Source organism: Paenibacillus sp. LjRoot56 (genome assembly GCF_964253335.1).
Taxonomy (GTDB): Bacteria; Bacillota; Bacilli; order Paenibacillales; family NBRC-103111; genus Paenibacillus_E; species Paenibacillus_E allorhizoplanae.
In genome coordinates this window covers 156855-169403 of sequence record NZ_CAXURV020000001.1, presented here as the reverse complement: position 1 = coordinate 169403, position 12549 = coordinate 156855, and the positions used below count along the sequence as shown (strand labels likewise).

13 protein-coding genes are annotated in these 12549 nt (G+C 44.0%); all 13 read left to right on the top strand.

Features of this window, described 5'->3' with window-relative positions; translation table 11 throughout:
• The first annotated feature begins 15 nt into the window (after positions 1–15).
• The 13 genes from ACSQ8O_RS00770 to ACSQ8O_RS00710 all read left to right on the top strand — a co-directional run bounded on the left by ACSQ8O_RS00770 (position 16) and on the right by ACSQ8O_RS00710 (position 12549).
• On the top strand, positions 16–1884 hold the full coding sequence (locus ACSQ8O_RS00770; protein WP_436240096.1) for a DEAD/DEAH box helicase: 1869 nt from the start codon (positions 16–18) through the stop codon (positions 1882–1884).
• Entirely contained in the window at positions 1881–2636 is a 756-nt protein-coding gene (locus ACSQ8O_RS00765) for a ComF family protein (RefSeq protein WP_436240095.1), read from the top strand. The genes ACSQ8O_RS00770 and ACSQ8O_RS00765 overlap by 4 nt, the downstream gene beginning before the upstream one ends.
• Before the next feature lie 110 nt (positions 2637–2746).
• Positions 2747–3169 carry a flagellar protein gene (locus ACSQ8O_RS00760; RefSeq protein ID WP_436240094.1) on the top strand — a complete coding sequence of 141 codons (423 nt, stop codon included), beginning with the start codon at positions 2747–2749 and terminating at the stop codon, positions 3167–3169.
• A gap of 109 nt (positions 3170–3278) precedes the next feature.
• Positions 3279–3551 (top strand): flagellar biosynthesis anti-sigma factor FlgM, encoded by a 273-nt coding sequence (gene flgM, locus ACSQ8O_RS00755; protein ID WP_436240093.1) that lies wholly within the window; start codon positions 3279–3281, stop codon positions 3549–3551.
• 34 nt (positions 3552–3585) lie between these two features.
• The gene (locus ACSQ8O_RS00750; RefSeq protein ID WP_436240092.1) at positions 3586–4083 is read left to right on the top strand and encodes a flagellar protein FlgN; all 498 of its coding nucleotides are present in this window, start codon (positions 3586–3588) and stop codon (positions 4081–4083) included.
• A gap of 16 nt (positions 4084–4099) precedes the next feature.
• Positions 4100–5749 (top strand): flagellar hook-associated protein FlgK, encoded by a 1650-nt coding sequence (gene flgK / locus ACSQ8O_RS00745; RefSeq protein ID WP_436241917.1) that lies wholly within the window; start codon positions 4100–4102, stop codon positions 5747–5749.
• Positions 5750–5779: 30 nt separating this feature from the next.
• Positions 5780–7084 (top strand): flagellar hook-associated protein FlgL, encoded by a 1305-nt coding sequence (gene flgL, locus ACSQ8O_RS00740; protein WP_436240091.1) that lies wholly within the window; start codon positions 5780–5782, stop codon positions 7082–7084.
• Between the two features lie 19 nt (positions 7085–7103).
• Positions 7104–7688, top strand: a complete 585-nt coding sequence (locus ACSQ8O_RS00735) for a DUF6470 family protein (protein ID WP_436240090.1) — start codon at positions 7104–7106, stop codon at positions 7686–7688.
• Positions 7689–7808: 120 nt separating this feature from the next.
• On the top strand, positions 7809–8258 hold the full coding sequence (gene fliW / locus ACSQ8O_RS00730; protein WP_436240089.1) for a flagellar assembly protein FliW: 450 nt from the start codon (positions 7809–7811) through the stop codon (positions 8256–8258).
• A gap of 3 nt (positions 8259–8261) precedes the next feature.
• Positions 8262–8489, top strand: a complete 228-nt coding sequence (gene csrA / locus ACSQ8O_RS00725) for a carbon storage regulator CsrA (protein ID WP_436240088.1) — start codon at positions 8262–8264, stop codon at positions 8487–8489.
• A 144-nt stretch (positions 8490–8633) separates the two neighbouring features.
• Positions 8634–10580, top strand: a complete 1947-nt coding sequence (locus ACSQ8O_RS00720) for a flagellin (RefSeq protein WP_436240087.1) — start codon at positions 8634–8636, stop codon at positions 10578–10580.
• 131 nt (positions 10581–10711) lie between these two features.
• Positions 10712–11836, top strand: coding sequence for a DUF2920 family protein (locus ACSQ8O_RS00715; RefSeq protein ID WP_436240086.1), 1125 nt, complete (start codon positions 10712–10714; stop codon positions 11834–11836).
• A 119-nt stretch (positions 11837–11955) separates the two neighbouring features.
• Entirely contained in the window at positions 11956–12549 is a 594-nt protein-coding gene (locus tag ACSQ8O_RS00710) for a hypothetical protein (protein WP_436240085.1), read from the top strand.

Here is a 12549-nt window from a genome sequence, read left to right as displayed (position 1 = left end):
AGAGTACGGTGAGGAATGAAAGTTCAGATTTATGCCGTTCGCAAGAGACATGTGTGGGAGTGGCAATTCACGATACATGCCCAGACAGATATCCAATATTGGTTCGAGCACTACGCAGCCGACGCCGGCCTCGTATTGTTCGAACCTTTTGTTTCGTTAGGGCAGGGGATTCGCCTGCTTGAGGGGCTAAGGAAGAGTGATGTGACTTCTCAGGATCATAGCGAGGGTCGGTTACTTGCAATGGTAAAACGTGAAGCAGCGGCGCTTGGAATGGTTAATACGGATGAGATACGTTCGGAAGTAATGGACTATACGTTTTGGCGGGACAAGCATATTCGTAACTTTCAGCTACACGCGTCCACTTATATTAATCTCGTTGAAGCTTGCAGAGGGCGTTCGCTGTTGGTAGATGAGCTTCAGCAGCTAATAGAAGCCCCTGGTGTTGAGACGGCAGGGTTGTCGGGGCTGGAAGCTTCGTGGCCAGCCTATGTGCAACTCGCCTACCTCAATGGCGATGTATCGCTCACGAGTGGCTTGCGCATACAGGTAAAGCGTGAGTGGCGTCGCTGGCTCAGAAAGACTTCACAATACGCATGTAAACGCTGTGGAAGCGGAGAAGCGCGGATGTTTTGGTCGCCCTGCTTGCATTGCGGGAAAGACTGCCCCTACTGCGAGGAGTGCCTCACAATGGGCAGGGTTCGATCCTGCTCCTTGCTTGTACTCGGCGGCTCGGGCGATGCGCTGTCCACCGCTGCCGCAGTGGCTGCCGACGAATTACAAGCTTACATAGAGCCCTGGGGGCTCAGTGATGCTCAAACCCATGCCTCCCTTGAAGGGCTGCGCTACATCCAAGGCAAGCAGCCTAGTGGCCCAGGGAGGTTCCTCATCTGGGCCGTTACGGGCGCCGGGAAGACCGAAATGATCTTCCCGTTCATACACTACACCGCCGCTCGAGGCGGGCGTGTCCTTATCGCTACACCACGCAAGGACGTGGTGCTAGAGCTACAACCGCGCATCCAGCGGGCGTTCGCTACATACAGCGTGGTCACGCTGTATGGCGGAAGCGAGCAGCGCTGGGAGCAAGGGCAAATCACCATCGCAACCACGCATCAGTTGTTGCGGTTTCATCAAGCTTTTGACCTCGTCATCATCGATGAAATCGATGCCTTCCCGTACCACAATAACCCCATGCTTAGCTATGCAGCAGAGAAAGTGTGCAAACCCAGCGGGACGAATATCCTGCTGTCAGCGACACCGCCAACGCGTGTTAGACACGCTGCCGAACGCGGACGTCTACCACATGTACGCGTCCCTGTCCGATTTCATAAACATCCCCTACCAGTACCTCAGTTGGTATCTACGCCTACATTAAGAAAATCTATCACCGCCAAATCCATCCCGCAATCGATTCAATCCCGCTTGGAAGTATCCATTGAACGTGGAGCGCAAGTTTTTGTGTTTGTTCCGAATATTCAGCTCGTAGAGCCGATGGTCATGCTGCTGAGAGAGAAGTTGAGCAAGGCCAGTAAAAGCGCAGCGGTTCGCGTAGAGGGAACTTCCTCTAAGGATACTTCACGTACAGAGAAAGTACAGCTTTTCCGAAATCGGGAGATCCGCGTCCTCGTCACGACAACCATCCTCGAACGTGGGGTAACCGTGCCCCAGTCAGATGTTTTCATTTTAGATGCAGACTCGAAGTTGTTCGATGAAGCCGCATTGGTTCAGATGGCAGGTCGTGCAGGGAGATCGAAGGATGACCCACATGGGAAAGTATATTTAGCTGCTGCAGAAATAACAAAATCACAGAAAGAAGCTGTTCGACAGATCCGTACGATGAATCGGATTGCGCGTAAACATGGATTTCTACAAGGAGGCAAAGTATGAGCATGTGGAGGCAGCTGGGGAACACGCTATTCTCGCTATTAGGCCCTAGGCGGGAGGTGTGTTTATTGTGCAAACAGGTGACCAGTCTGGAGAGAGGCCAGTTGGGGCTTTGTCATGCGTGCTACACTCGAATTCCGTGGATTCGTAAGGTGATTTGTCTATCTTGTGGACGAGGAGAGTATTGTCCGGATTGTCGTCGGAAGCCGCATACCTATTTCGCCAAAAGCCGAAGTGCCGTTCGATATGATGAGACGATGAAGGAGCTGCTGGCCAGATATAAGTATCGAGGAGACGAGCGCTTGAAGGTAGTTTTCGGTCATATGTTGGTTCATGCGTTTCAGCAACTTCGGTTGGATCGGGTACCGGCGACAACGGGGCAAGTTCGAGAGGTTATCACTTACGTACCCGTAAGTGAGCAACGTATGCAAGAGCGTGGATTCAATCAAGCGGAGCAAATGGCGAGAGAGCTAGGCAGGCGAGTGGAACTCCCGGTCATCCGTTTACTCAATCGTTCTAAGCATACGACAAAGCAGAGTTTTAAAAAGCGAAGCGAGCGGATCGACGATCTTGCGCACGTTTTTGAGTTTGATACCACAGAATTGGGAGAAATAATTGAATACGGGGAAGCCATTATCATTTATATCGTGGACGATGTGTACACAACGGGGAGTACGATGAATCAATGTGCGATGGTATTAAAAGAGGAAATGTCGATACCTGTCGAAATTTGCGGATTAACATGGGCGAGATAAATGGGTCGTAGACCTATTTTCACAAAAATAGTATTAGGCAAAAGCTGTCGAATTGCGGTAAACTGGAATTAAAAAGTGGAAACTGGGAATGCTGAAAAGGGGGACATACTGTGAGTATGAATGTGGCAAATTGTCCGCGTTGTGGGAAAATATATGTGAAGGGCTTCGTAGAGCTTTGTCCGAATTGCGTGAAGGAGCAGGAGCTACAGTACGAGAAATGTTTGAAGTACCTGCGTGAGAACAAGAGTGTCAACATTTCTGAATTAAGCGAAGCGACTGGTGTTAGTATCAAGCAAATCACTAAGTTTGTTCGTGATGGTCGTATCTCCATTTATAATGCTCCGAACATGTCTTATCCGTGCGAGGTTTGTGGAACTCTTATTCGTGAGAACACGATTTGTGAGCTGTGCCGTCAGAAACTTGTGAAGGATGTAAGAAACAATTCGGAAGATGAGCGGCGAGACGAAGAGCGGAGACAGCAAGAGAGTAGGATTACCTTTAACATCCAAGACCGCTTGAAAAATAAGCGATAATTCGAAATAGGTCTGCAGAGATATAAAGTTTCATATAGATGATGCCGATAATAGTTCTAAAGATTATCGGCTTTTTATTTTATATGCGAAGTCATAGGGGTGAAGCAAGATGAAGATAAATGATAACAAACGAATCGGTGCAATGAATCCATATAATAAGGCGAATGAAAATCGTTCCACTGGTCAAGTCGGTAAAAAGGATAGGCCGAAGGATCAAATAGAAATTTCATCAGAAGCGAAAGAGCTTTTGAGTACGGCGGGGACAACAAAGTCCCCAGAGCATTTGAGGCGGTTAGAGGAGCTTAGAGATTCCGTGAATGCGGGTACTTACCACGTGGATGCTAAGAAAATAGCTGAGAAGCTGTTCCCGTATATCAAATAGTACTATCAACAGGTTAAGGAATAGGTGAATCGCCATGGGTATAGAAGCCTTGCTTGAAACCATGAACAAACTTCGAGATTTACATGTGGCATTATTTGATTTGGCTGTTGAGAAGACACCGATACTCGTTCGCAATGCAGTTGATGAGTTGAATGCTATCGTGAATAAAGAGGGCAAGCTTTTGCGTGGAATTGCAGAACTTGAGCGGGAGCGAATACAGCGTATTAATGAATATCTTTTGGCTAGGGGCTATAACCCCAATCCCAAAATTACGATAAGTGATCTTGTGAAGGTGATTTTCAAGGCAGATGATAAGTTAGCGCTTGCAGAGTCCCAGAAAAACTTGGTTGCAACACTTGCCAAATTAAAAGAACGCAACTCATTAAATCAGAAACTTGTGGAACAATCGTTGGCTTTTATCGACTATTCATTAGATCTTGTCATAGGTGCGCCGGAAGATGACATGATGTATCAGAATCCACAGCGTCAGAAAAGTAACAATCGGTTAGGTATATTTGATACGAGGGCATAGGAGATGACTAACGATGATGCGGTCTACTTTCTCTGGGATTGAAATTTCCAAAAGAGCGCTATTCTCACAACAAGTAGCGTTACAAACAACAGGTCATAATATTGCGAATGCAAACACTATCGGTTATACAAGGCAAACGGTCAATCTAGTTGCTTCTGATCCGTATACAGCTGCAGGCATGAATCGAGATGCTGTGCCTGGACAGATTGGCCAAGGTGTTGAGTTTGATTCTATTAATCGAATTCGCGAAAGCTTCCTGGATCAACAGTTTCGGCATGAGAATAAGGATTTAGGCAGCTGGAATGTTCGTAAGGATATTTTGGAAAAGTTAGAGGCTATTACCAATGAGCCATCGGATACAGGGAATCGACAAGTCATCGAGAATTTCTGGAAATCATGGCAGGTTGTGAGTATGGAGCCCGAAAATACAACAGCAAGAGCGGCATTGAAAGAAGATAGCTTGGCGATGACCGAGTCGTTGAATCATACAGCAACTCAGCTCTCACAGCTGCGTAACGATATTGGCGAAAACCTCAGGATGAAAGCCAATGAAGTCAACTCGACATTGTCTCAGGTAGCTCGTCTAAATAACGAGATCTTCAGAGTAGAAGGATTGGGCAACAAGGCAAACGATTTACGAGATCAGAGGGATGTCCTTGTCGATAATTTATCCAAAATTATTAATGTCACAGTGGAAGATTCTTCGGGTGGATATAATGTCAAAATGGGAAGTACCAGTCTAGTAACGGGGATTTCAGTCGACACAACATTCGACTCAGGGGAAGCTGGTTCCTCCGGTATAACGTTTGAAAGTGCCGTGCAATCAGGAGATTTAAATAGTGGTGAAGTTTACGGAATGATTTATTCCCGTGATAATTATTTGACAAGCTATGAATTTCAACTGAACGCAATGGTGAAATCCCTCATGGAGGGAGAAGTAGAAATTACGATGCCAGCTGGCTCCGTTCTACCTCGTAACCTACCAGAAGGTACAGTCATGAATGGGAAAACCTATACTGCGTCGGAGGTACTTCCAGACTCAGCTAGGGTTTTAACATCAGATCAGAAAATGACGGTCAAAGGACTCAATGGGATACATCAGTTGGGCTATACGCTATCCGATCCTCCTAAGAGCGGCGTACCATTCTTTACATTGAAAGATGGGGCAACTGTAGCCACTGCGGGAAATATAACGATTAACCCTGATATCCTTGCCAATATAGGTAATATCGCTACATCTTCCCGCGTATTAACGGATTCTTCTAATAACATCGTCAAGAATGCGAACGGGAATGAAATTCTCGTTAAAGGCAATAACGCCATTTCCCTAATTACCGCAGGATTGCGAGATAAGAAATTTGATTTTGACCCCAGTTCAACAGGTATACCGATTCTGAAAAATGGTACCTTTGATGAATTCTTCCGCGCAATTGTTGGGCAATTAGGCGTTCAGACACAAGAAGCAGATCGTCAATCCACAAATTCAAGTGCCCTTGTAGAGCAAGTTGACTCAAGAAGACAAGGTGTGAGTGGTGTTTCCTTGGATGAGGAAATGTCGAATATGATTAAATTTCAGCATGCCTACAGTGCAGCAGCGCGCATTATGACTACCTACGACGAAATGTTAGATAAAATTATTAATGGTATGGGTACAGTGGGCAGATAGCTTACGAATTAGAAGGGTGTTGTTTGACCTATGATGAATCGTGTTACACAGTCGATGATGAATATGCAATTGCAGCGTAACTTAAATAGTAATTTGAATCAGATGAATGATTTGCAGAACCAGATGGCCACAGGTAAGAAAATCAATAAGCCATCAGACAATCCTGTTGGAATTAGCTATGCTATGAGATACCGGACAGAGTTGACTGCAACAGATCAATATCAACAAAACGTAGATACAGCAACATCGTGGTTAGACTATACAGATTCCATGCTAGGCCAAGCTGGTGATGTAGTACAGCGTATTAGAGAACTGACGGTGCAAGGTGCTAGTGGCAACAATCCTCCGTCCGCATTGGATGCCATCAAGAGTGAAATATTGCAGTTAACCTCTCAGCTTGTTAATATTGGGAACAGTGATTTCAACGGAAAACACGTTTTTAATGGACAAGTAACAGATAAAGAAGCTTACGATGGAACGATTCAAACCAATAGTACCACCCTACTCGGCGCAGGTGCTTCCGTAACTGGGAATGTCAACGTGAGTACAGCGAATGTGACAGCTGCCAATAATACGTTATCCTTAGTAGTTGAAGGTGAGACGCTGTCCATCACGCTTCCGCCTCGTGACTATTCAGTTGGCGGCGGGGCGGCAGCGTTTGCGACAGACTTACAGGCAGCCATTAATAAAGCTTCCACACAAGGAAATACGGTTAGTATTTCAGCAGATGCTAATAACATGTTATCGATTAAATCGAATACTATGAGCGTTAGTTCCAGCTTACAGGTAACAGGAGGAACTTTGGCGACTACTTTCTTAAGTGCAGCGGGTACGTTATCAGACCTTGTAAGTGCACCAGGAAAAGATGGCGTTAGCAAATATGTTGTAGCTGCGAAGAACTCCAATGCTGACCAAGGCAATATCAATTATGAGATTGGTACAGGTATTTACATGCCAGTTAATGTGTCTGGTAATGAGGTGTTTGGAAAATCATCTGATAAAGATAATCTCTTTGCTGTACTTGAGAACATAATTAATCGATTAGATGCTGGAGACACGGCAGGTGTATCCGATCAGTTAGGCAATCTAGATACAAGACTTACGAAGCTTTTGGAAACAAGAGCCGATATCGGAGCGAAGCAAAGTCGTGTGGATCTATCGAGCGACCGTTTGAAGGATAGCAGTATTAACTTGCAATCCTTGCAGTCTAAGGTGGAAGATGCCGATATCGCTGAGCTAATTACAAATCTCAAAACGAACGAGAACATTTATCAGGCATCTCTGTCAGTTGGTTCCAAAATCATTACACCAAGTTTGGTGGATTTCTTAAAGTAAAGCTTAGGAGTGAAGCGGGATGGTTTCGATTCCTAGTGTTCAATATAATCAACAGTGGGCTAAGATCGCAATAGAAACGACTCCAGGGCAAATGCAGATCCATCAACCACCTTCGGAGCTAAAAGTCGAGACGACACCTTTAAAGCTAGAGATTACGAACGCCCTGCAATCGCCTCCCGGACATTTGAGTATTGATCAGAGTCGGGCTCGTGAGGCGCTGGGTATTGGTTCCACTTTCTGGTTTGTGGGAAGAGTAGCTAATGAGGCTTCACGAATTGCAATGGAAGCTATCGGGGAAATGGTTGAAAGAGGCAATCAAGCTGGGGATCTTGCGCATAGTCAAGGTAACGTTTTTGCTGAATTCGCGGCACATAGTTTTTTTAGTGAAAATGTAGTGAATTATGATGGGCCCTATGAAGTTCATAATGTGGATCTAGACTTTCAAGCGCAGGCGCCGGAAATTCAATTCACAGGGGCTAGGGCGGATCTCAGCTATAATTGGAGTCCTACCGAATTTCAATATGATCCAGCGAAAGTGCAGATCTATTTGGCGCAGAAGCCTGTGTTTGAGCTAATACCTCCACAAATAGATCTCAAAGTATAAACATACAGGCGATACAAATTACCTCTAAACGCGGTCGATGATCCTCGAATGACCTCGATAGAGGTTTTCTCATATTTAACTTTATATATTCACAAATTATAGGAATAGGATGTTGTGAACATGCAGTTCTTAACTTCGCGCTTCGGCGAGATAGAAATTGATGAGAAACAGGTTTTCCATTTCCACAATGGACTTCCTGGGTTTGAAGACAGACATAGATTTATCTTAATCCATCCAGACGAGGATCTTCCATTCTCATTTATGCAATCGTTAGATGATAGTGACCTTGCCTTTCTTATTACAGATCCGTTTCTGTATCACAGCGAATATCAATTTGATTTAAATGATGAAACCAAAATAGAAATGGACATTGTACAGGAAGAAGATGTCATGGTATTTACGATCGTCTCGGTCAACGGGTCGACCAATGAACTTACTATGAATCTATTGGCACCAATTATTCTTAATCTTCGTACCCAGAAGGGCAAGCAAGCGATTCTGCATGGAACTTCGTACAGAACGAAACACGTCATTCATGTTACGCAGAATCCTGCTGAAAAGGGAGTGTAGCTCATGCTCGTACTATCGAGGAGAAAAGATGAGGCGATCATGCTTGGAGATGACATTGAAATTGTTGTATTAGGAATGGACGGTGACCAGGTCCGATTGGGGATTAAAGCCCCGAAGTCCTTACAGATATACCGTAAAGAAATTTACGCGCAGGTCCTAAGTTCCAACCAAGAGGCATCTAAAGTATCTTTAGACCCAGGTGAACTCTCTAAACTTTTCAAAAAAAAATAAATGTTGGATTTCGTCAAAATACCTCTAAATAATTGTCGAGGTTTGTCCGATATATAAATCATACGCTTTTCTTAGGGGCGGCCGACCCTGTAGGAATTGCTAACCACATGGATGTGGACACGAACTTCAAGGAGGAAGAAATCAATGAGAATTAATCACAACTTACCAGCACTAAACACGTACCGTCAATTAACTTCCAACCAAGCTGCTTCCGTTAAATCAACTGAGAAGCTGTCTTCCGGTCTTCGCATCAACCGCGCAGGTGACGATGCAGCAGGTCTTGCTATCTCCGAAAAAATGCGTGGTCAAATCCGCGGTTTGGATCAAGCTAGCCGTAACTCCCAAGATGCTATCTCCATGATTCAAACAGCTGAGGGTGCATTGAACGAAACTCACGACATTCTTCAACGTATGCGTGAACTATCTGTTCAAGCTTCCACAGATACGAATACAGCAAGTGACCGTGGTGAGATCCAAAAGGAAATCAACTCATTGACTTCCGAGATCAACCGTATCGGTAACACAACTGAGTTCAATACACAGAAATTGTTGAACGGTGAAAAAGCTAATTCCGAAATCGGTATTACAAAATCATTAGTTGGTGCAAGCGGTTTTGCTTCTTCCGTAGCAGTAGGCGGATCTGGAACTGCAGCTCTAGCGGCTGGAAACACACTTTCCAATGCTGATTACAGCTTAAGCGTTACATCGTCAGCGTTTACGGGTTCAGCTTCTGGATTGAGTGCTGGAAGTGGCGCAACTGCAGTTGCGGCAAACGTAAGTTATTCCGCTGGTAAAGCAGTTTTTTCAGGAAATAATATTACATTTACTGCTACTGCAGGTACAGCATTAGATGCAACAACGTCTGGTACGCTTAAATTGACGTATTCATCCGGAGTTATGAAATTAGACTTCTCTGGTAGCGGAAATGCAACGTTTACAAGCGGTACGCAACTAAATGATACGATTATCGCTGATGCAAGTGGCAAGTTCACTTATAATTCAAACGGTATTTCCTTTACAATTACCGATGTTGGTAATATGGCATCAGGAGACACGATTACTTATGTGTTGAGTGGTGGTACAGCTACAGCTAACACGGCATCCACATTGTGGACGAATCTTTCATTAAGCGGTACATCACCTGCTCCTTCTGCTACTCTAACTACAACATCCGGTGCAAAACTTGGTAACTATACCGTAAATTTTGTTGATAATGGTTCATCTGGTGATTTGAAAATTACTTTCTCAGGTACTGATGGCTCTACTCAAGTATTGGATGTCTTAGAAGGCGTGTCTTCTTCTGGTGCAACAACATACTCTGGCTATGGAATCAACATCGCTTTCACTGGTTTGTCTGGAATCACAAATGGTGGCAGCGGAACAATGAAATTCTCTGTTACAGGTACAGAGTATACGGCAACCCTTAAAGATGCTGCAGGAACTAGTGTGGGAACTGCAAATTTAGGATCAGCAGGTGTTTCTGGTCTTAGCACATCAGTTTCAGCTAACGTGGGTGGCGTACAGGTATCCTTTACTTCTGGTGATGTTCCAGTATCTGGCGTAACGACGATCTCAGTAAGAGGTCAAGAATCAGCAGTTGCTAAGTCTGGTGAAAGTTCAGTTAACTTCCAAATTGGAGCTAACCAAAACCAATCCATGTCACTTGAAATCGCTGATATGCGTTCTAACGCACTAGGTATCACAAGAACTGCTGCAGAGGGTTCATTAAAAGGATTTACAAGTGCAGTATCAGTAAGCAATGGTACTAACAACACGAACAACGAGTTTGCACTTGATGTTTCTACAGCATCGAACGCTTCGAATGCAATTACTGTCATTCAGTCTGCAATTGATAAAGTATCCTCTGAGCGTTCCAAACTAGGGGCATACCAAAACCGTCTAGAGCACACAATCAATAACTTGGGTACTTCATCCGAGAACTTGACTGCTTCCGAATCCCGTATTCGTGACGTAGATATGGCGAAAGAAATGATGAACAACACAAGAAACAACATCCTTCAACAAGCTGCACAAGCGATGTTGGCTCAAGCCAACCAAGCCCCTCAGCAAGTTCTACAATTGTTACGTTAATCGTTTCTATAAGACAGGGGCTCCCTTCTGGGGCCCCTTTTTTTATGGTGTGTTATTTCCGTATGAATCTAGGTAATATATGCTATAATGCAAATGTGCTTTTTACCCCTTAATAGAACAGGATGTGCGACATGGCAAAGGAACATCGATTTAGCGTCCCAGCCCATCCCAATGTGTATGATAAACATGGTGGTGAGCGGAACTTAGATATTATCTTTACGGAGCCAGAAGGCGGCGGGAATGAAAATACGGGTTTGCTTCTTCTAGTTGCAGGATTCGGCGAGACTATGAATTCTCCAAAGTACGAGGAAGCGCGAGCTTATTTCTCTGACCATCATAATATGTTTACCGTACAATGCGGCTATTTTGGACAAGCATTTATGCAAGATAGCCTGAGTGTGCAGTATTCATTAAATTTGAATATGATGAGGCAAGTATTGACTTCTGATGAGCTTGACTACGTATATGATGGATCAAATATTGATATAGATAAATTGTTTCAGGTTGGATCTAACTATCCCATTCATCTAGATGGCGAAGAAGTTTTAAATGAGACTAAGCAAGAGTTTAATGATATGGGTATTATGCAGGCAATAGATCAATTAACTGCAATATTTGCAGTGGAAGCAATTTTGAAAGACAATGAACGGATAGTGAATAAGCAAAGAGTTCATGCATATGGACAGGGACATGGTGCCTACCTAATTTACTTATGCAACGTGCTTGCGCCCAAACGATTTACATGTATCGTTGATAATTCGGCATGGCTTGTACCTACCTATTTAAAGAGTGGACGTAATCTTAGAGGGAATTATGGGAAAATGGATTACTCCATTACATTTAACTATCTAGCAGCTAGCATGCCTTTTGATAAAGAACTACAGCACCTAGCATCTGTTTATAAAAGTTTTAGGAATCAAGCGCGGATCATCGCATACCATGGAACAGATGATCATTTGACGAATATTGCCCATAAGAAAGCATTTTGTCAATCCGTCCGTTTATGCAGCCTAAAAGAGGTAACTGCTACAGCATTGGTGGACAGCGTGATTCAATCCAATGGCCATGGCGTGGGAGCAAATTTTTTGAGGCTATATGATTACTCCATGGAACAGTATGCAATATTAGGCGAGGTCATTCATGATTCAACAACGCAAACACCTACCCGTATTGATACGAAGCTTTACAGGTACAATGTAGACTTTTCAGCTGGTCTACCGTTGTTGACTCGACAAGAAAAAGTTGTGCAAAAGTGATAATCATACTATAGCCCCTCATGAGAGGGGTTTTTTTGACAAGATTCACCTGTTAACAATTAAAGTTAAGAAACCGATAATAAGAATAAAGGCGAATTTTGTTGAATGGGGGCTGTTTTATGAACGTGACACTAAAGGAACTCAGCTTGGAGATAACGGATGCTCCAACTGCTATAGCAGAACTTACAGAGCGTGTGAATGAAATGAATAAAGCTAGCAAGGAATTGTATAGCTATATGATTATAGATGGGGTACACATTTATGAACCCTATGAGTCGTATCTCTTAGAACATTTTGCGGGGATTGACCAAGTTGAAATCGTTACTCAAACCTATCGTCAACAAAAGTGGAGCATGCTTCAAACTCTGAAGGAGTATTTGGAAAGAGCTCTGCCAGATTTGGAAAGATTGAGTGACGGATTCTATCAAGGTGCTGATTCAGAGACATGGACCCGCTTAAATGAGATGTTAGAAGCTATGGGCTGGTTACTACAAGTGGTAGAATTGATGGGGCAAGAATCAGAGCCACTATCGAATCCAGAAGCTTATACAGAAGCGCTATCCCAGATTCAAGAGAAAATATCGCAACTTATGGAAGCCGTCCAAGCTGGCGACACCACTATGATTGGCGATGTTATTCAATATGAGATTCTGCCTGTGTTTCAATCTCTAGGGATAGTAGTAGATAATACATTGGAGAATGAGGTTGCCTAA